The sequence below is a fragment of the Mesorhizobium sp. f-mel genome (assembly GCF_053850215.1).
Window position 1 is genome coordinate 1 of record NZ_JBSPTO010000018.1, and the last position, 18,999, is coordinate 18,999.

Annotated in this window: 21 protein-coding genes and 1 pseudogene; 13 read left to right on the forward strand and 9 right to left on the reverse strand. The window is 63.7% G+C overall.

Translation table 11 applies throughout. The features are described 5' to 3' along the window. Window positions 1–87: 87 nt before the first annotated feature. Window positions 88–1,047, reverse strand: a complete 960-nt coding sequence (locus ACWUKX_RS20510; protein WP_127313976.1) for a TAXI family TRAP transporter solute-binding subunit — start codon at window positions 1,045–1,047, stop codon at window positions 88–90. A 241-nt stretch (window positions 1,048–1,288) separates the two neighbouring features. Here ACWUKX_RS20510 and ACWUKX_RS20515 point away from each other — a divergent pair, with 241 nt between their 5' ends. Both ACWUKX_RS20515 and ACWUKX_RS20520 read left to right on the forward strand, forming a co-directional pair. After that, window positions 1,289–1,657: a YciI family protein gene (locus tag ACWUKX_RS20515; RefSeq protein WP_456008668.1), complete on the forward strand. Its 369-nt coding sequence runs from the start codon at window positions 1,289–1,291 to the stop codon at window positions 1,655–1,657. Window positions 1,658–1,664: 7 nt separating this feature from the next. After that, a complete protein-coding gene (locus tag ACWUKX_RS20520; protein WP_456008669.1) occupies window positions 1,665–2,921 on the forward strand; it encodes an RNA polymerase sigma factor in 1,257 nt (418 codons plus the stop codon). Between the two features lie 15 nt (window positions 2,922–2,936). Here ACWUKX_RS20520 and ACWUKX_RS20525 read toward each other — a convergent pair. The 5 genes and pseudogenes from ACWUKX_RS20525 to hrcA all read right to left on the reverse strand — a co-directional run bounded on the left by ACWUKX_RS20525 (window position 2,937) and on the right by hrcA (window position 7,169). Further along, window positions 2,937–3,562: pseudogene (locus ACWUKX_RS20525) on the reverse strand (glutathione S-transferase family protein). Window positions 3,563–3,772: 210 nt separating this feature from the next. Beyond that, window positions 3,773–4,753: a cysteine synthase A gene (gene cysK / locus ACWUKX_RS20530; protein WP_095517658.1), complete on the reverse strand. Its 981-nt coding sequence runs from the start codon at window positions 4,751–4,753 to the stop codon at window positions 3,773–3,775. Window positions 4,754–4,926: 173 nt separating this feature from the next. After that, window positions 4,927–5,544: a LysE family translocator gene (locus ACWUKX_RS20535; RefSeq protein ID WP_455848822.1), complete on the reverse strand. Its 618-nt coding sequence runs from the start codon at window positions 5,542–5,544 to the stop codon at window positions 4,927–4,929. Window positions 5,545–5,760: 216 nt separating this feature from the next. Further along, window positions 5,761–5,958 (reverse strand): hypothetical protein, encoded by a 198-nt coding sequence (locus ACWUKX_RS20540; RefSeq protein WP_029347942.1) that lies wholly within the window; start codon window positions 5,956–5,958, stop codon window positions 5,761–5,763. 80 nt (window positions 5,959–6,038) lie between these two features. Beyond that, window positions 6,039–7,169 carry an HrcA family transcriptional regulator gene (gene hrcA / locus ACWUKX_RS20545; RefSeq protein WP_456008670.1) on the reverse strand — a complete coding sequence of 377 codons (1,131 nt, stop codon included), beginning with the start codon at window positions 7,167–7,169 and terminating at the stop codon, window positions 6,039–6,041. Window positions 7,170–7,303: 134 nt separating this feature from the next. On the opposite strand from hrcA, the gene rph reads away from it, so the two are divergent. The 5 genes from rph to ACWUKX_RS20570 all read left to right on the forward strand — a co-directional run bounded on the left by rph (window position 7,304) and on the right by ACWUKX_RS20570 (window position 11,082). Beyond that, the gene (gene rph / locus ACWUKX_RS20550; RefSeq protein ID WP_456008671.1) at window positions 7,304–8,020 is read left to right on the forward strand and encodes a ribonuclease PH; all 717 of its coding nucleotides are present in this window, start codon (window positions 7,304–7,306) and stop codon (window positions 8,018–8,020) included. 7 nt (window positions 8,021–8,027) lie between these two features. Continuing rightward, window positions 8,028–8,438, forward strand: coding sequence for a VOC family protein (locus ACWUKX_RS20555; protein ID WP_287337543.1), 411 nt, complete (start codon window positions 8,028–8,030; stop codon window positions 8,436–8,438). Continuing rightward, window positions 8,438–9,100: an RdgB/HAM1 family non-canonical purine NTP pyrophosphatase gene (gene rdgB / locus ACWUKX_RS20560; protein WP_456008672.1), complete on the forward strand. Its 663-nt coding sequence runs from the start codon at window positions 8,438–8,440 to the stop codon at window positions 9,098–9,100. Before ACWUKX_RS20555 ends, rdgB begins: the two co-directional genes overlap by 1 nt. Continuing rightward, window positions 9,097–10,260 (forward strand): radical SAM family heme chaperone HemW, encoded by a 1,164-nt coding sequence (hemW, locus tag ACWUKX_RS20565; protein WP_456008673.1) that lies wholly within the window; start codon window positions 9,097–9,099, stop codon window positions 10,258–10,260. Before rdgB ends, hemW begins: the two co-directional genes overlap by 4 nt. Window positions 10,261–10,758: 498 nt before the next feature. Next, the gene (locus ACWUKX_RS20570; protein ID WP_456008674.1) at window positions 10,759–11,082 is read left to right on the forward strand and encodes a low molecular weight protein tyrosine phosphatase family protein; all 324 of its coding nucleotides are present in this window, start codon (window positions 10,759–10,761) and stop codon (window positions 11,080–11,082) included. 264 nt (window positions 11,083–11,346) lie between these two features. On the opposite strand, the gene ACWUKX_RS20575 is transcribed toward ACWUKX_RS20570, so the two are convergent. Next, complete coding sequence (locus ACWUKX_RS20575; RefSeq protein ID WP_456008675.1) at window positions 11,347–11,544, reverse strand: hypothetical protein; 198 nt, start codon at window positions 11,542–11,544, stop codon at window positions 11,347–11,349. Between the two features lie 166 nt (window positions 11,545–11,710). Between ACWUKX_RS20575 and rsmI the strand changes: the two genes are divergently transcribed. Further along, complete coding sequence (gene rsmI / locus ACWUKX_RS20580; protein ID WP_456008676.1) at window positions 11,711–12,640, forward strand: 16S rRNA (cytidine(1402)-2'-O)-methyltransferase; 930 nt, start codon at window positions 11,711–11,713, stop codon at window positions 12,638–12,640. Then, window positions 12,633–13,010: a YraN family protein gene (locus tag ACWUKX_RS20585; RefSeq protein ID WP_456008677.1), complete on the forward strand. Its 378-nt coding sequence runs from the start codon at window positions 12,633–12,635 to the stop codon at window positions 13,008–13,010. The genes rsmI and ACWUKX_RS20585 overlap by 8 nt, the downstream gene beginning before the upstream one ends. Before the next feature lie 105 nt (window positions 13,011–13,115). On the opposite strand, the gene ACWUKX_RS20590 is transcribed toward ACWUKX_RS20585, so the two are convergent. After that, complete coding sequence (locus ACWUKX_RS20590) at window positions 13,116–13,943, reverse strand: class I SAM-dependent methyltransferase (protein ID WP_456008678.1); 828 nt, start codon at window positions 13,941–13,943, stop codon at window positions 13,116–13,118. Between the two features lie 178 nt (window positions 13,944–14,121). Then, window positions 14,122–14,928, reverse strand: coding sequence for an undecaprenyl-diphosphate phosphatase (locus ACWUKX_RS20595; protein WP_095517671.1), 807 nt, complete (start codon window positions 14,926–14,928; stop codon window positions 14,122–14,124). Between the two features lie 163 nt (window positions 14,929–15,091). Here ACWUKX_RS20595 and ACWUKX_RS20600 point away from each other — a divergent pair, with 163 nt between their 5' ends. From ACWUKX_RS20600 to mepA, 4 genes are read left to right on the forward strand one after another with little or no spacing between them, the layout of a single operon-like run. Beyond that, window positions 15,092–15,784 carry a glutathione S-transferase family protein gene (locus ACWUKX_RS20600; protein ID WP_456008680.1) on the forward strand — a complete coding sequence of 231 codons (693 nt, stop codon included), beginning with the start codon at window positions 15,092–15,094 and terminating at the stop codon, window positions 15,782–15,784. Further along, a complete protein-coding gene (queG, locus tag ACWUKX_RS20605; protein ID WP_456008681.1) occupies window positions 15,765–16,925 on the forward strand; it encodes a tRNA epoxyqueuosine(34) reductase QueG in 1,161 nt (386 codons plus the stop codon). The genes ACWUKX_RS20600 and queG overlap by 20 nt, the downstream gene beginning before the upstream one ends. Beyond that, window positions 16,922–17,827 carry an SDR family oxidoreductase gene (locus ACWUKX_RS20610; RefSeq protein ID WP_456008682.1) on the forward strand — a complete coding sequence of 302 codons (906 nt, stop codon included), beginning with the start codon at window positions 16,922–16,924 and terminating at the stop codon, window positions 17,825–17,827. Before queG ends, ACWUKX_RS20610 begins: the two co-directional genes overlap by 4 nt. Before the next feature lie 59 nt (window positions 17,828–17,886). After that, window positions 17,887–18,978 carry a penicillin-insensitive murein endopeptidase gene (gene mepA / locus ACWUKX_RS20615; RefSeq protein ID WP_456008684.1) on the forward strand — a complete coding sequence of 364 codons (1,092 nt, stop codon included), beginning with the start codon at window positions 17,887–17,889 and terminating at the stop codon, window positions 18,976–18,978. The last annotated feature ends 21 nt before the right edge of the window (window positions 18,979–18,999 follow it).

Below are 18,999 nucleotides of genomic sequence, written 5' to 3' on the forward strand. Positions count from 1 at the left end.
ATCAAGAAATGCGCCTGGAATGACGACTATCTCATCAATGCCATCACTCATATGCGATAGCCCTGCCCTTGAGGGGGAGGGAGTGCCCTACTTCACCAGCCCCTTTTCCTTGTAGTACCGCTCGGCGCCGGGATGCAGCGGCACCGGCATGCCGTCGAGCGCCTTGGCCATGTCGATCGCCTTGGCGGCGGCGTGGGCGGCGGCGAGTTGGTCGAGATTTTCGAACAGCAGCTTGGTCATCTGATAGGCGGTCTCGTCGGAGACGTCGGCATGGGTGATGAGGAAATTACCGACGGCGGCGGTCGCGACATCCTCGGTCTGGCCTTCATAGGTGCCCTTGGGAATGGCTACCGAAAGATAGGGCGAGCCGATCTTGGCGACGTCCTCCGCCGGTACTGCAACGACGTTGATCGGCACCGAGGTGGCGAGGTCGCGGATCGATGCGACGCCGAGGCCGGCCGATTGCAGCGTGGCGTCGAGCTGGCGGTTCTTGATGAGCTCGACCGATTCGGCGAAGGGCAGATACTCGACCCGTCCAAGGTCCTCGTATTTCAGCCCGGCGGCCGCGAAGATGGCGCGGGCGTTGAGCTCGGTGCCGGAGGCCGGCGCGCCGACAGACAGGCTCTTGCCCTTGAGGTCGGCAAGCGTCTTGATGCCGGACTCCTTGCTGGCAACGATCTGGATGTAGTTGGGATAGATGGCGGCGATGCCGCGCAGCTTGTCGAGCTTGCCCGGATAGCCGGCTTCGGTATTGCCCTCGGCGGCCAGTTTGACGGCATCGCCGAGTGCGAAGGCGATCTCGCCTTTGCCCTGCTGCAGCAGGTTGAGGTTCTCGACCGAAGCTTTCGTCGCCTGCACCTGGGTGCGGGCGCCTTCGATGCCCTTGCCGTAGATTTCCGACAGCGCGACGCCGAGCGGATAGTAGACGCCCGACGTGCCGCCAGTCAGCACGTTGATGAATTCCTGCGCCTTGGCCGAAACCGCGCCAATGCCCAGCGACAGCGCCAGCGCGCCGGCGGCAACAAACTTCGTCCTGAAATTGAGCATCTGATTTCCTCCCTGAAATATTTGCCACCGCACGACCCGAGGCGAGTTTAGACAGCGGGCGGGAAATGCCAACCCGCAATTGCGCCGATTAGACCAACGGTCGATGCCGCTGGACATGCAGGCTTGCGCGAGATGCCATCCGGGCCGAAAGATTTTTGCAGCGCCTGTCGAAATCGGGCGGGGACGCGCGACATTGGCTCGGGCCGGCAATGACGCGGCCTTCGAACCACGGGAGAAGACCATGCGATACATGCTTTTGATCTACGCAAACGAAGCCGGGATGGCGGCAGCGCCGGCGGATGCGGTGACCCAGATGTCGAGCGCCTATGTCAGCTACACGGAAGCGTTGAAGAAATCCGGCGCCTGGCTCGCCGGCGACCGGTTGAAGCCGACGCAATCCGCCACCTCGGTGCGGATAGCCGATGGCAAGACCAACGTGCTCGACGGCCCCTATGCCGATACCAAGGAACAGCTTGCCGGTTTCTACATGATCGAGGCGGAGGACGCCGACGCGGCGATTGCCTGGGCGGCGCGCTGCCCGGGTGCCAGCACCGGCACGGTGGAGGTGCGGCCGATCTGGGAACTGACGGAGTACTTATCTGAGAAATGACCATGTAATGGACAGTCGTCCGGAGATCGCACGGGCGGCGGCGGATGCAGCCGCCCGCCAAAGCTACGGCAAGCTGGTCGCCTATCTGGCTGCGCGCATCCGCGACGTGGCCGGCGCCGAGGACGCGCTGGCCGACGCCTTTGCGGCGGCGCTCGAACGCTGGCCGCAAACCGGCGTGCCTGAGAAGCCGGAAGCCTGGCTGCTGGCGGTGGCACGAAGACGTAGCGTCGACGCGATCCGGCGGCGGCTGACCAGCGAGGCGGGCCGCGACCATCTCAGGTTGATCGCCGAGGAGATCGAGGCCCGCATGGCCGATGAAGACCTGCCCGACGAACGGCTGCGGCTGATGTTTGCCTGCGCCCATCCGGCGATCGAGGCCGGCGTGCGCGCGCCGCTGATTCTGCAAGCCATTCTGGGCTTCGACGCCGCGACGATCGCCTCTGCCTTCCTGGTGTCGCCGGCAACGATGGGCCAGCGCCTGGTGCGCGCCAAAAACCGCATCCGCGAGACCGGCATTCCGTTCCGTGTGCCGGAGCGGGCCGAGCTCGGCGAGCGGCTGGATGCGGTGCTGGAAGCGATCTACGCCGCGTTCGCCGAAGGCTGGTCCGACCCGGCCGGCACCGAAACCCGGCGGCGCAATCTCGCGACCGAAGGCATCTGGCTCGGCCGGCTGGTGGCGTCGTTGATGCCGGATGAGCCGGAAGCGCTCGGCCTCCTGGCGCTGATGCTGTTTGCCGAGGCGCGGCGTGCGGCGCGGCGCAACGCCGCCGGAGACTATGTGCCATTGGCCGAGCAGGAGCTTGCGCTGTGGGACGGCGCCTTGATCGACGAAGCGGAGACGCTGCTCAGGCGCGCCGCGGCCAAGGGCGTTGTCGGTCGCTACCAGCTCGAGGCGGCCGTGCAATCCGCCCATACGACCCGGCGGCTGACCGGCCGGACCGACTGGATTGCGATCAAACATCTCTACGACGCGCTGTCGATGGTTGCCGGCTCGCCGGTGATTTCGATCAACCGCGCGGTGGCCATTGCCGAGGCCGACGGCGCCGCGGCGGGATTGAGTGCACTTGATCAGCTTGGCGACGACAAACGGCTGCATGATTATCAGCCTTATTGGGCCGCGCGCGCGGGCCTTCTGGCCAGGATCGGCAAAACCCGGGAAGCGGCCGCAGCCTATGACCGGGCGATCGGCCTCGAACGCGACCCGGCTGTGCGCCGGTTCCTGCAGGAACGACGGGCGGGGTTCGGCCGCGCGGAAGCAGACTGAGACAAGGCGATCGGTTCAGGCCGGCCACATGGCGTGGGAGGCGTTCAGCTTCCTCATCACCTGATGCTCCCGCATTTGGCCCACAGGCGTTCGATGTTCGGCCAGGCGGTGCGGACTTTTCCGACCTCGGGATGCCAGGCCACCAGCATGACGAGATAGATGTCGGCCAGCGAGAGCTGGTCGCCGACCAGCCAGTCGCGGCCTTCGAAGGCAGCATCGAGAATGGCCAAGCCGCGATCCAATTCCGAGATCGCCGCCTGCTTGACCGCGTCAACGCCGCCGGGATCGGCTGTGTAGCGATGAGCATAGAAGAACCGCAGGTCAGCCTGATAGATGACCGACGACATGAACGTCATCCAGCGCAGGAAGTCGGCGCGGTCAGGCGAGTTCGCTGCCGGCGCCAAGTTCGCTTCCGGGTGGCGCTCGGCAAGCAGGATGCAGATCGCCGCCGATTCGGTCATCGAACTTCCGTCCGGCAAGATCAGGACTGGCACCTGGTTCAAGGGGCTGATGTCGAGGAAGGCCTGGTCGGGCGGGTTCGACTTCGGAACATCGATCTGGTCGAAAGGCGCACCCGCCAGTATCAGCGCCGCCTCGACGACAACGCCGCCGGTATTGGCACGGGTATAGAGCTTGTACATGAAATCCTCCGCCAGCCGGTGCAAGGCCGGCGACGATCTGAACCGGAAGCGCCGCTCCACTCAAGCGAGCAACGGCCGCCACAGGTGTTTTTTCAGCGGTCCAGCGCTGCCATCTGGGTCCTCGGCGCACGGCTGGAGCCTGTCGCTCCTTAGGTGGACTAGCGCAACTTTCGAGATTAGCTGAGGCCCAACCTACCTTCGTCGAGGGACCTAAGCCCCCAGCCCTTCGAACAGGATCGTCGACAGGTAGCGCTCGGCGAAGGACGGGACGACCACCACGAGGTTCTTGCCATTGTTCTCCGGCCGCGAGCCGACGACGATCGCCGCCTGCAGGGCAGCGCCCGACGAGATGCCGACCGGCACGCCTTCGAGGCGCGCGACGAGCCGCGCATTGGCGACCGAATCCTCGTTGGAGACTTTGACGATCTCGTCATAAATCGTCGTGTCGAGTATCTTCGGCGCGAAGCCGGCGCCGATGCCCTGGATCTTGTGCGGACCGGGCTGGCCGCCCGACAGCACCGGCGAGGCTTCCGGCTCGACGGCGACGACATGCACGGAGGGCTTGCGCTGCTTCAGCACCTGGCCGACGCCGGTGATGGTGCCACCGGTGCCGATGCCGGCCACGAAGATGTCGACCTCGCCATGGGTGTCGTTCCAGATTTCCTCGGCCGTGGTGCGGCGGTGGATCTCCGGGTTGGCCGGATTTTCGAACTGCTGCGGAATAATGGCGTCGGGCAGCGTCGCGGCCAGCTCGTCGGCCTTGGCGATGGCGCCCTTCATGCCTTTCGGCCCTTCGGTCAGCACCAGTTCGGCGCCGAGCAGCGCCAGCATCTTGCGGCGCTCGACCGACATGGTTTCCGGCATCGTCAGGATCAGTTTGTAGCCCTTGGCGGCAGCGGCAAAGGCGAGCGCGATGCCGGTGTTGCCCGAGGTCGGCTCGATCAGCGTCGTCCTGCCGGGTGCAATCCTGCCCGATGCCTCCAGCGCCTCGATCATCGAGACGCCGATGCGGTCCTTGACCGAGGCGATCGGGTTGAAGAATTCGAGCTTGGCCAGCAGATTGGCAACGACGCCCTTTTCATTGGCGAATTTGTCGAGCCGTACCAGCGGCGTGTCGCCGATCGTCTCGGTGATCGAATTGTAGATGCGGCCGCGGCCCGGCGCGTGCTCGGTGGTGGCGGGCTTGTTCATTGGTTTCGCTCCCAAGAGTTAGGCGGGCAAGAGTCAGATGGGCATAAGTCTCGACAAGGCAGGATAAAGCCTTCGGCCGCGCAAGATAGTCTGCCGTTTGAAAATATCCGACTGGAACGCATTCTGAAAACACCCTCGCCCGGGAAAAGCATTCAGGCGTGGCCAAAACTGGCCTATTGCCGGGCGGCGATCGCAGCCGCCGCCCCGACCATGAAGGCGGCGGCGGTGCGGTTCAACGCCCTCAGCGCGCGCGGCGACTTCAGAAGCCCGCGCGCCTTGGCCGCCAGCGCCAGATAGGGCACCAGCACCACCAGCAACACGACGAGCGTCAGCGCGACGAGGATGCCGTAGTCGGCGAGCGTAATGGTCTTCAGATCGACGATGGTCGGCGTGATGGCGAGATAGAAGATCATCGTCTTCGGATTGCCGAGCGTGACGGCGAGGCCGGCAATAAAGCTCGACACCAGCCCGCCCCTGCCTTTCTTCGCCGCCACCGTTTCGGGCGCGATGCCGCTCGTCCAAAAGCGCCAGCCCAGGAAAGCGAGATAGGCGACGCCCAGCCATTTGATCGCCAGGAAGGCCATGCCGAAGGTCTGCGCGACGAGCGCGAGGCCGAGCACCACGGCGGTGAGGTAGGTGAGATCGCCGAGCATCAGCCCGAAGGACATGGCGAGCGCCGAGCGAAAGCCGGAGCCAAGCGCACGCGCAATAAGCGCGGTGAGCCCCGGGCCGGGGATGGCAGCGGCGATGCCGAGGGCCGCGCTATAAGCGAGGAATCCGGTGAGGGTCATGGTTTCGGCCTTAGCGCATGACCCCAAAAAACGGGATCGACCTTTTAGACTGAGCCGTTTAAGACTGGGGCCTTGTCGCACAAAGGTGGGCAGGCGTGTACTCCCTGAGGGACGGTTTCGATTGCACCAGCGCCGCCCGGCCAGGCGAACGCGCCGATCAAGACGGGCTTTGCCGTAAGTGACGCGCCGGCAAATCGACCGTATGGTTTTTCGGGCTCAGTTTCCGGCTGCGTAGAAATCGTCGTCGAGGCGCTTTTCCAGCGCGACGAGATCGGCCGGCAGCGGCAGGCCCATGGCGCGCATCTCCCTCAGCTTTTCGCGCAGTTGTTCCTGCACTTCATGCTGATCCTCGGGCTGGTTGATCATCTGCTCGAGCAATAGGCTGATCTGGGCTTTGAATGATTCCAGCGCCATTTTTTTCTCCTTGAGGTCCCCGAAAGCGTGTCGCGTTTGAAGGGATTCGTGCGACGCGCTTTGGTTTTGGGCGACGTGTATTACCGCAGCATGCGCGAAATAAGCTGCGCGGTATAGTCGACCATCGGCACGATGCGTGCGTAGTTCAGCCGCGTCGGGCCGATGACGCCGAGCGCGCCGATGACGCGGGCGTCCTTGTCGCGATAGGGCGCCACGACCAGCGACGAGCCCGACAGCGAAAACAGCTTGTTTTCCGAGCCGATGAAGATGCGCACGCCGGAGCCTTCCTCGGCGAGGTCGAGAAGCTGGATCAGCCCGTTCTGCGTCTCCAGATCCTCGAACAAATGCCGCAGCAGCTCGATGTCGGCCTGCGCGGTGACATTTTCCAGCAGGTTGGCGCGGCCGCGCACGATGAGACGCGCCGGCAGGCCGCTCTCGGCGCCCGCCCAGACCGCAAGGCCCTTCTCCACCAGATCCTGCGACAGCGTGTCGAGGGCAGCCTTGGTCTCTTCCTTGATGCGGGCGATCTCGATCCGCGCCTCGGCCAGCGTGCGGCCACGGATGTGGGCATTGAGGAAGTTCGAGGCTTCATGCAATTGCGAGACGGTGATGCCGGCCGGCAGGTCGACGACGCGATTTTCGACGTCGCCGTTCTGCGACACCAGCACGGCCAGCGCCTTGGTCGGCTCGAGTTGGATGAATTCGATGTGCTTGAGCGCCACCTCGTTCTTGGCGGCAAGCACGAGGCCGGCGCCGCGCGACATGCCGGACAGCATCTGGCTGGCCTCGGTGAGCATGTGCTCCAGCGTCGCGCCAGAGCCGGAGGCGCGCACCTGCGCCTCGATGGTGCGGCGCTCCTCGTCGGAGAGATCGCCAAGCTCCATGAAAGCATCGACGAAGAAGCGCAGCCCGGCTTGGGTCGGCAGCCGGCCGGCCGATATATGCGGCGCATAGATCAGACCGAGATGCTCGAGATCACTCATCACGTTGCGGATGGTGGCGGGCGACAGCGAAGACGGCAGGATACGCGACAGGCTACGTGAGCCGACCGGCTCGCCGTCCTTCAGATAGGAATCGACAATGCGCCGAAAGATGTCGCGCGAGCGCATGTCGAGCGACTGGAGTGCGGGCGACTGGAGTGCGGGCGATTGAAGCGCAGGGGACTGGAGCACTGCCGCCGACTGGGAATTGGGATCGACTGCCTTGGTCATTTCGAGCCAAACACCTCCGGCCCAAAGATATAGACTTCGGCCACGCCGGCGCAACTGGTCCATTTTCCTTTGCGCCTCTCGTCGCGTGCGGCTACAAGCCGGCCACGATTCCGAAAAATAGGATAAAAGCCTGAATGCGCCCTTCCAAACGCCAATTCGACGAAATGCGCGCCATCTCCTTCGAACGCGGCGTCTCCAAGCACGCGGAAGGTTCGTGCCTGGTGAAGTTCGGCGACACGCATGTGCTGTGCACGGCCAGCCTCGAGGAAAAGGTGCCGGGCTGGATGCGCAATTCCGGCAAGGGCTGGGTGACGGCGGAATACGGCATGCTGCCGCGCTCGACCGGCGAGCGCATGCGCCGCGAAGCTTCGGCCGGCAAGCAAGGCGGCCGCACGCTGGAAATCCAGCGGCTGATCGGGCGTTCGCTGCGCGCCGTGGTCGATCTGCAGGCGCTCGGCGAGCAGCAGATCACCGTCGACTGCGACGTGATTCAGGCCGATGGCGGCACGCGCACAGCCTCGATCACCGGCGGTTGGGTGGCGCTTTACGATTGCCTGCGCTGGATGGAAGCCCGGCAGATGGCCAGCGTCGCCAAGGTGCTGAAGGATCATGTCGCGGCTATCTCATGCGGCATCCATGACGGCCAGCCGGTCATCGATCTCGACTATCTCGAGGATTCCTCGGCCGGCACCGACGCCAACTTCGTCATGACCGGCAAGGGCGGCATCGTCGAGATCCAGGGCACGGCCGAGGGCGAGCCTTTCTCAGAAGAGCAGTTCACGGCGCTAATGGAAATGGCCAAGAAAGGCATCCAGCGACTGGTCAGCCTGCAACAGATGGCTGTAGCTTAACCCTGTCATGACCCCTTCCGCCATCCTCGAATCAGCCCTCTACGTGACCGACCTCAATGCCGCGGAAGAATTCTATTCCGGCGTGCTTGGGCTCGATCTGCTGGGCAAGGTCGACGGCAGGCATCTTTTCTTCCGTTGCGGCGACGGCGTGCTGCTCGTCTTCAACGCCGAGGCGACCAAGGTGCCGCCGGCGCCCGATGCCAGGCTGAAAGTGCCGCCGCACGGCGCTGTCGGCGACGGCCATCTCTGCTTTGCAGCAAGCGCGGACGAGATCGTGCGCTGGAGAGCGCATCTGGAAGCGAAGAAGATTGCCATCGAAAGCGAGTTCGAATGGCCGCAAGGCGGCCGCTCGATCTACATTCGCGACCCTTCCGGCAATTCGATCGAATTCGCCGAGCCAAGAATCTGGGGCCTCTGATGCATTCGCTTGATGGGCACAGAATTGTCGTAGCCAGCCACAATGCCGGCAAACTGCGCGAGTTCGCCGATCTGATGGCGCCATTCGGCATAGAAGCGAAGTCGGCCAAGGAATACGGCCTGCCGGAGCCGGAGGAGACCGGCACCACCTTCGAGGAGAACGCCTATCTCAAGGCTTTTGCCGCCGCCAAGGCGACAGGCCTGCCGGCATTGTCGGACGATTCTGGCCTGTGTGTCGATGCGCTAGGCGGAGCGCCCGGCGTCTATACCGCCAATTGGGCCGAGGCGCCGGACGGGTCCCGCGATTTCGGCATGGCGATGCAGCGGGCGGAAGTGGCGTTGCAGGAAGTCGGCGCGGCCGCGCCTGCGCAGCGCAAGGGTCGCTTCGTCGCCGTCATCTGCCTGGCCTTTCCCGACGGCGCGGCCGAATATTTCCGAGGCGAGGTCGAGGGCACGCTGGTATGGCCGCCGCGCGGCGAACTCGGCTTCGGCTACGACCCGGTGTTCGTGCCGGACGGTTTCGAAAAGACCTTCGGCGAGATGACCACAGAGGAAAAACATGGCTGGAAGCCCGGCCAGCCGACGGCATTGTCGCACCGCGCCCGCGCCTTTCAGAAATTCGCGCACGCCAGACTGGATTTGGCACGATCGGGCGTGAAATGACCATGCTGCTCGACCGCAGCCCCGGCTTCGGCGTCTACATCCACTGGCCGTTCTGCGCGGCCAAATGCCCCTATTGCGACTTCAACAGCCATGTCCGCCACCAGCCGGTCGACGAGGAGCGTTTTGCGCGCGCCTTCGAGACCGAGCTTGCGACGATGCGCCACCGCACCGGACCGCGCGAGGTGACCAGCATTTTTCTCGGCGGCGGCACGCCATCGCTGATGAAGCCGGAAACCGTCGCGACGGTGCTGGACGCGGTCGCGAAGAACTGGACGGTGCCCGCCGGCATCGAGGTGACGCTGGAAGCCAACCCCTCCTCGGTCGAGGCCGAGCGCTTTCGCGGCTACCGGGCGGCGGGTGTCAACCGCGTATCGCTCGGCGTGCAGGCGCTGAACGACAAGGATCTGCGCTTCCTCGGCCGGCTGCACAATGTCGATGAAGCGCTGCATGCGATCGGCCTGGCGCGTGAGATTTTTCCGCGGCTGTCGTTCGACCTGATCTACGCACGGCCCGGCCAGACACCTGAGGCGTGGCAGGCGGAGCTCGAACAGGCTATCGGCCACGCCGCCGACCATCTGTCGCTCTACCAGCTGACCATCGAGGAAGGCACGCCGTTCCACGCGCTGCATGCGGCCAGGAAATTCGCTATTCCCGACAATGACCATGCCGCCGATCTCTATGCGCTGACGCAGAAGATCACCGCCGCACATGGGCTGCCGGCCTACGAGATTTCCAACCACGCCAGATCAGGTGCCGAAAGCCGGCACAATCTCACCTACTGGCGCTATGGCGAATATGTCGGCGTCGGTCCCGGCGCCCATGGCCGCTTCATCGAAAACGGTCGCCGCGTGGTGACGATCGCCGAAAGAATGCCGGAAACCTGGGCCAATCTGGTCGAGGCCAAGGGCCATGGCGTCACCGGCGGCGAGACCCTGACGCGCTCTGAAGAGGCCGACGAGTTCCTGCTGATGGGGCTGAGGCTGACCGAGGGCATCGATCTCTCGCGCTACGAGGCGTTTTCCGGGCGCGGCTTGTCGACGGCGCGGCTGTCGGTGCTGCAGGGTGAGGGGCTGGTGGCGCCGATCGGCAATGCCCGCCTGCGCGCCACGCCGGCCGGCATGATCGTGCTCGACGCGGTGGTGGCGGATCTGGCGCGGTAAGCGCAGAGTGCCAAGTGATTGGACTGTGATTGCAATTTATCGGATTGAGCAAGAATGCAAGGTGTTCGGCTTACTTTGAAGGTCGTCACGCCGTTTCTAATATGGGCCTGCCATGAAGTTCCTGATCCACGAGACTCTGCGAACACTGAACACGGATGATGTTTTCGAGTTTGGATTAACTGAGATATCGAGATCTCAAGAGGATGAAGACTTTTATGAAGCAGAGGCGATATTCATAAAAAACCAGAAATCCAGAAAATTAGGATGTCAGGCCTAAGCGAGTTCGACGTAGTGCGCAATTTTATGACTTATGTGGGGATAAACCTTAGAGCGATCGCCAAGGACGATTCGATAGAATTCGATCTATTTGGACTTACGCTTGATCAGTACATCCCTTTACCAAAAAAGATACGCGAGATGTGGGATGAATAATCGCCTTCGGCGGAGCGCGATTTGGTTTCCCGGCCAGGGGAATAGCCAAACCAGAGATCGAAGCTGGTGAAGAACGTCCTCTTCGTCTGCAGCCAGAATCGCTTGCGAAGCCCGACCGCGGAGCAGGTGTTTTCTGGCCGAAGGGATATCGAGGTCGCATCTGGCGGCACCAACCACGATGCCGACAACCCGTTGACGCACGACCTCGTTTCTTGGGCCGACATCATCTTCGTGATGGAAAAGGCGCACCGCGCCAAACTGCAGAAGAAATTCAAGGCCAGCCTGAAGAAGGCTCGCGTGATCTGCCTCGACATTCCGGACGACTATGAGTTCATGGACCCAGGTCTGGTGCGTCTGCTGGAAGCGCGCGTCGCGAAGTATCTGGGTTGAATAATGTGGCCGAGCGTTTCCCCCCACGCTTTAGAGAAAAGTGTCTCGGCCAATCGCGAAGGTTGTAGTCAGGCGTCATGCTTGTGGCGGCGCTTGGCGTGGTCTTTCTCGGCGTCCGCCTCACCGGAGCGAGCCGGCTTGGCGTCGCCCTTGTCGCGGCGGGCGCGGTGTTGATCGCTCATCGGGTGTGGGGGCGCTCCATTGCGGGAGCTTTTCGTTTCAAGGCGGGTGACGAAAATGTCGAAGCGATTGGGCATCGTCTGGTCAGTGCTCCATCGTGCTGCCGGTGCCGGTCGAGGGCTCGATTTTCAGCTTGGTTGCCTTTGACGGACGGCGCTTTCGGGGCCTTTTAGCCAAGCCGGCGCCGACTTTGGTAGGCAGGCTCTTGTCCTTTCGCGCGGCAAAGCGCTTGCGCCCTTCATAGTAAGGTTCGAAAACGTCCTGTATCTTGAGGCTGTCCATCCTGCTCCTCCCGAGATCAGGCATTAATCCGCCGGGCACGGTTTCGTTCCGTACTGTGGCAAAGACATGACAGCCGCTTCACTTCGGCATGGGTTTTGCAACCGGGCGTGAGCCGTGCCAAACAGGGCCGAATGCATTCAAGGTCAGAGCCTGACGGGGAACACCGGTGATCGGCGAGTTGGCAAAACGCAGCTACGTGATCGGCCAGACCGAGATACCTGTCCGGCCGCTCGAGCCGGCGCTCTACCTGGTGGCGACGCCGATCGGCAACCTCGCCGACATCACATTACGCGCCCTTGAGACGCTCGCCGCCGCCGATATCGTCGCCTGCGAGGACACGCGGGTCAGCCGTGTGCTGCTCGACCGCTACGGCATCCGCCGCCGCACGTCAGCCTATCACGAGCACAATGCCGGCGAGGCCGGCCCAAAACTGATCGCAGCCTTGCTGGCCGGGCAGAGCGTGGCGCTGATCTCGGACGCCGGCACGCCGCTGATCTCCGATCCCGGTTATCGGCTGGTCGGCGAAGCGCTCGACCAGGGCATTCGCGTCGTGCCGATCCCCGGCCCCTCAGCGGCCCTAGCGGCACTGACGGCGTCCGGCCTGCCTTCGGATGCCTTTCTGTTTGCCGGCTTCCTGCCAGTAAAGACCGCGCAGCGGCTGGCGCGGCTGGAAGCGCTCAAAATGGTGCCGGCGACGCTGATCTTCTTTGAATCGCCGCGTCGGCTGGCCGAGACGCTCAGTGCCATGGTCGAGGCGCTGGGCGGCGCCCGCAAGGCCGCGATCGGCCGCGAGCTGACCAAGACCTTCGAGGAGATGCGGACCGGCACCTTAGAGTCGCTCGCCGATCACTATGAGGCGGCCGACACGCCGAAGGGTGAGATCGTCATCTGCGTCGGCCCGTCGGAAGCAACGGCCGACGAACCAGCCGACATCGACCGGCTGCTGCTTTCGCTTGCCGCCGAGATGCCGGCCTCCAAGGCGGCTGCGGAAGCCGCCAAGATGACCGGCGGCCAGAAGCAGGCGCTTTATCGGCGGCTGCTCGAACTCAAGGATACTGGAATGAACCTGGACACCGGGAAAGACGGCGATGGCTGAACGCCCGGTCGCCAGCCGCCAACGGGCCTATCGGCGCGGCCACCACAGCGAGTGGCTGGCGGCTGCGGCATTGATGGTGAAGGGCTACCGGATCCTGGCGCGCCGCCACCGCACGCGGTTCGGCGAGATCGACCTGATCGCGCGCCGCGGCGACCTGGTGCTGATCGTCGAGGTGAAGACGCGCCGCACACTGATGGAAGCCATGGAGGCTGTTCGCCACGAATCGGAGCGTCGCATCGAAAGCGCCGCCGATCTCTGGCTGTCGCGACAGTCCGACTATGGACGATTGTCGGTGCGTTTCGACATGGTCGCGGTGCTGCCGTGGCGCTGGCCGGTGCATGTCAAGAATGTTTTCTACGGGCGAAACTAGACCATGCCCTGCCGCAAATGGCCGAGATAGGTGGATGTTATCATCGTCTCGTCCATCGGGAACGGGCAAGCAGTGCCAATAGCCGAAACTGCAGCTAAATCTACGTCAGAGTTTGCTTGCGATCGCGATATGCGCCTCCTGTGGGAACGAGAAGCGCCCATCGACCATCATGCTCGGATCAAGGCGCAACCGAGTGGCGGAGGCGACCGCCTCTATCACGCTGTCGCGCTCGGACGCCTGGTAATCGGCCAAGAGGCCAGCCATGGGTGTAGCGATCAGCTGAAAACGTACATAGTCGAGAACAGATGGAAAGCTAATCCTTTTCGTGACGGTGTAGAGTTCGACGTCATCCAGCCCCTCTTTCCTCAACAGATCGCCGACCTCATTCGCGTCAGCAAAAATATGCTCGGCACGTTTGATCTTCGACGCGTCCGGTCCTAGCCACTCATCGAGAGCACTTGCAAAGGCCTCTGCGCCGGGTGTGCGTTCGATGGCGCTATAGACGCTGAGCGCAACCCTGCCCGAAGATACCAGCACCCGCTTCATCTCGCGGACAGCGCAGGCTCGATCCGGGAAGAACTGGAGACCGAGTTGGCAAAGAACGAGGTCGATCGCGCCGTCATTAACCGGGAGTGCGAGGGCACTGCCTTGCAGCCATTCAATTGGCACACCTGTGTGCGGCACGGACCGCGCGACGGTGAGCGTACCCTCATTCAAATCAAGCCCGACGACACGTCCCGTCGTGACCCGTTCGGCAGCCAGGCGCGTCACCACGCCAGTTCCGCAAGCAACGTCGAGTACGGCTTCTCCGTGCTTTGGCTGCACGCGATCGATAAGATCGGCTGCCCATATCGAAGTGATCGCCGGTACCAGGTAGCGCTGGTAAAGCTCGGGCGCGCTGCCATCGAGTTGCCAATGCTCGTGCCCTGACATTGCGCACCTGCAAGATATCGCCTGTTAGCAACGGTACCATGCCACACCACCGGTGTCTGCTCAGATGCGAAGTTCCCTCCGGAATTGTGGTGGGGTAAACGTCCAGGAAGGGTTGAGCTCGGTCGTTCAGAGTGATTGGTCCGACCTAGGGCGACCGTTCCAAATTAACTGTGCCGCCTTACCCCCAGACGAACAGCGCCGCCAGCCCGACGGTGCCGATGACCAGCCGCCACCAGCCGAACAGCGAATAGCCGTGGCGCGAGACGTAGTTGAGCAGGAAGCGCACGACGATAAGCGCCGCGACGAAGGCGGCGATGAAACCGGCGGTGATGACCGGCAGATCTGCGCTGGTCAGCACGTTGCGGTTCTTGAAGAGGTCGAAGGCGAAGGCGCCGACCATCGTCGGCATGGCGAGGAAGAAGGAGAATTCTGCAGCCGCGCGTTTGTCGACGCCCAGAAGCAGCGCGCCGACGATCGTCGAGCCGGAGCGCGACGTGCCGGGGATCAGCGAAAGGCACTGGAACAGTCCGATCTGCAGATAGAGCCTGAGCGGAAACCGCTCGACGTCATGGTAGAGCGGCTTCGGCTTGAAGCGATCCACCCACAGCAGGACCACGCCGCCGATGATCAGCATGATGCAGATCAGCCTCGGCGATTCAAACAGCACCGTCTTGATGAAGCCATGCGCCAGCGCGCCGATGACGGCGGCCGGCAGGAAGGCGACGAGGATGCCGAGGACGAAATGCCGCGTCACCCGATCACGCGGCAGATCGACCAGCATCTGCCACAGACGATGGAAATAGACGCTGAGGATAGCCAGTATGGCGCCGAGCTGGATCAGAATCTCGAAGGCCTTGCCGGTCGAATGGAAGCCGAGAAAATGGCCGGCAAGCAGGATATGGCCAGTCGACGAGACCGGAATGAACTCGGTCATGCCCTCGATCATGCCGAGCAGCAACGCTTCGACGATGGTCTGGCTTTCCATGGAAACCTCGGCGTTCGAGTGAGGGCTTTGAAGAACGGCTTGCTTGTCATGGCGCGGAACTCCTCCTATAGGTCGCAGCACCCTGACGGCCACCTGAATCGGGGCGGCCAAGACTTACCGGCGCAGCCGGCGATTTGCCAGTGCGCTCTATTATCGCGGGACCATGCTGACGCTTTTCCACCACCCGATGTTCGCCACCTGCCGCTTCGTTCGCCTCGCTTTCGGCGAGTATGGCGAGGAGCTGGCGCTGATCGAGGAAAAGCCGTGGATGCGGCGCAAGGAATTCCTGGCGCTGAACCCGGCCGGCACGCTGCCGATCCTGCTTGCCGAGGGCGACGTGCCGATTGTCGGCGCGGTCGTCATCGCGGAATATCTCGACGAGACGCGCGGCGTCTTGAAGCGCGACAAGCGGCTGTTCGCCGAAGACCCGATGGAGCGCGCCGAAATCCGCCGGCTGACCGACTGGTATCTCAACAAGGCCGAGGGCGAGGTTACCCGGCATCTGGTGCGCGAGCGCGTGCTGAAGCCGGTCATGCCGGAAACGGTGGGCGGCGGTTCGCCCGATTCGGCGGCGATCCGCGCCGCGCGCGCCAATATCCGCCAGCACATGAAATACACCAACTGGCTGGCCGGCACCCGCCATTGGCTGGCCGGCAACAAGGTCACCTATGCCGACCTCGCGGCTGCGGCTGCGCTGTCCGTGCTCGACTATCTCGGCGAGATCGACTGGCGCGAACACGCTGCCGCGCGCGAATGGTACGCACGGGTGAAATCACGGCCATCGTTCCGGCCGCTTTTGTCCGACCGGGTGCGCGGCCTGTCGCCGGTGTCACATTATGCGGACCTCGATTTCTAGAGCGCAAAACCTGCGCGCGCTGATCGACCGCGAGGCACGGCGCGCCGGTTTCGATGCTGTTGCCGTCACCACGCCAAATGCCATCCCGCTGGCGCCGGCACGGCTGGCCGAGTTCGTCGCCGACGGCTTTCAAGGCTCAATGGGCTGGATCGCTGAGACGCTCGAGCGCCGCGGCGAGCCGACAGCACTTTGGCCTGAGGTTCGCTCGATCATCGTGCTGGCCATGAACTACGGCCCGGACCATGATCCGCGCGCGATGCTGGAGAAGCCCGGTTGTGGTGCGATCTCCGTCTATGCGCAGAACCGCGATTATCACGACGTGATGAAAGGCCGGCTGAAAGAGATCGCCGCCAAGATCGTGGCGCGCTCGGGGAGCGACGTAAAGGTGTTCGTCGATACCGCCCCGGTGATGGAAAAGCCGCTGGCTGAAGCCGCCGGCCTTGGCTGGCAAGGCAAGCACACCAACCTGGTCAGCCGCGCGCATGGCTCCTGGCTGTTCCTCGGCACCATCTTCACGACGGCCGAGCTTGCGCCCGATACGCCCGAGGACGATCATTGCGGCTCGTGCCGCGCCTGTCTCGACGTTTGCCCGACCGACGCCTTTCCGGCGCCCTACCGGCTCGATGCGCGACGCTGCATCTCCTACCTCACCATCGAGAACAAGGGACCGATCCCGCATGAGTTCCGGGAAAAAATCGGCAACCGCATCTATGGCTGCGACGACTGCCTGGCCGCCTGCCCGTGGAACAAGTTTGCCCAGGTTGCCTCGGAAGCGAAGCTCGTCGCCCGCGCGGATTTGCGCGAGCCGCCGCTCGCCGATCTCTTGACGCTCGACGACGCTGCCTTCCGTGCACTCTTTGTCGGTTCGCCAATCAAGCGCATCGGTCGCGACCGCTTTGTCCGCAATGTGCTGATCGCTGCCGGCAATTCAGGCGATTCCTCGCTCGGCAACGCGGTGCGTGCACTGCTCGGCGATGCCTCGCCCCTGGTGCGCGGGGCGGCGGTATGGGCGCTGTCACGGCTTGTGCCCGAGACCGAATTTGCCAAACGTGCCACCGCTGCAATGAAAGCAGAAAGCGACGAGGCCGTGCAACGCGAATGGCGCTTGGCGCTGGCAAATCAAATCGAGGCGCATGCATGAGCGAGAAGCAGATCTTCATTTTCGGCGCCGGCTATTCGGGCAAGGCATTTGCCCGCGCCAACAGGGATGCCGGCACAATCCTTGGGACGACACGCGCAGCGGAGAAATTCGAAGCGCTGCGGCAAGCCGGAATCCAGCCGCTGCTTTTCGATGGCGCGCTGACACCCGAAATCGGCGACGCGCTGAAGAAAACAACCCATCTCGTCGTCTCGGTGGCGCCGGAAGAGGCCGGCGACCCGGTGCTGAATGCGGCGCGCGGGACAATCGCGACAGAGATGCCGGCGCTCGAATGGATCGCCTATCTCTCCACCGTCGGCGTCTACGGCGACCATGGCGGCGGCTGGGTGGACGAGACCGCCGAGTGCCGGCCGCTGTCGAAGCGCTCGATGCTGCGTGTCGCCGCCGAGCGGGACTGGCTGAAACTGGGTCAGGACATCGGCCGGCCGGTGGCGATCCTGCGGCTTTCCGGCATTTACGGGCCGGGCCGCAATGCCCTGGTCAATCTGGAAAACGGCACCGCGCGGCGGCTGGTCAAGCCGGGGCAGGTGTTCAACCGCATCCATTGCGATGATATTGCCGGCGCGCTCTGGCATCTCGCCGAAGGCAATCGCGGCGGCATCTTCAACGTCACCGACGATCTGCCGGCGCCGCCGCAGGACGTCGTCGCCTATGCCGCGGGGCTGATGGGCGTCACACCGCCGCCCGAGATTTCGTTCGAGAGCGCCCAACTTTCGCCCATGGCGCGGTCCTTCTATGGCGAGAACAAGCGTGTCGCCAACACAGCGATCAAGGCGGCCGGCTATCGCTTCCGCTTTCCCGACTACCGGACGGCCTTCGACCATATGTGGGCTGAGGGTAGCTGGCGCGACGGCGAGGCGCGCAGTCGGATGAAGCGGTCGTGATCGAAACGTCGCGCCGGGCGTGATATGATTCGACTTAATTCGCAGAGGGGTTCTGCCTCATGAAAACGTTGAAGCGATCATTGCCCGGTAGAACGCTGCTGCTGACCGCAGCACTCGCCGTTCTCGCCATAGCGGGGCTTGCACTGCGACCTGCAGCGGCCGAGGAACTGGCAAAGAACCTGTTCGGCGCCAAAAAACTGCCGGCCGTGGCTGCGCCGCAGTCGATCGGCTTCTATTCCAAGGGCTGCTTTGCCGGCGGCGTCGCCATTCCCCTGGACGGCCCCAAATGGGAGGTTATGCGGCCTTCGCGCAACCGCCGCTGGGGCCATCCGACAATGATCGCGCTGATCAAGAAACTGTCGCGCGACGCCGCGGCCGATGGCTGGCCCGGCCTGCTGGTCGGCGACATTTCACAGCCGCGCGGCGGCCCGATGCTGACCGGCCACGCCTCGCACCAGATCGGCCTCGACGCCGACATCTGGCTGACGCCAATGCCCGACCGCAAGCTTTCGATCGAGCAGCGCGAAAACATGAGCGCCACCTTGCTTGTCGACGAAAAGACCCATCTGGTGAAAGATGCGCTCTGGGTTCCGGCGCATATGCGGCTCCTGAAGCGCGCGGCAAGCTATGCGGAAGTCGAGCGCATCCTGGTCAATCCGGGCATCAAGAAGAAGCTCTGCGACACGGTGAAAGGCGACCGCGCATGGCTGCGCAAGGTCAGGCCGTTCTGGGGCCACGACTATCACTTCCACATCCGCATCGGCTGCCAGCCCGGCTCGCCCAATTGCAAAGCGCAGGAAAACACGGCGCCCGGCGACGGTTGCGACCAGTCGCTGGCATGGTGGTTCACCGAGGAACCGTGGCGTCCCAACAAGAACCCGGATAGACCGAAAGCGCGCGACGTGATGACCATGGCGAGCCTGCCCGCAGCATGTCAGGCGGTGCTCGATGGGCCAGATCCGGCTTCGGCGGAGGCGGTTACCTATTATGGCGACGGCGTGCCGGTCGCGGTTGCACCCGTTCTCACAAAGGCTCCGTCGCCGGCGCGGGCATCCGCAAGCGGCGCGGCAGCGCTCCCGGCCTCGGTCAGCGCCTTCGCGGCAACGCCCGAGATCGGCATTCCGCTGCCGCGGCCGCGACCGGGGAACTGACCGATATTAGGGAAAGGCGCT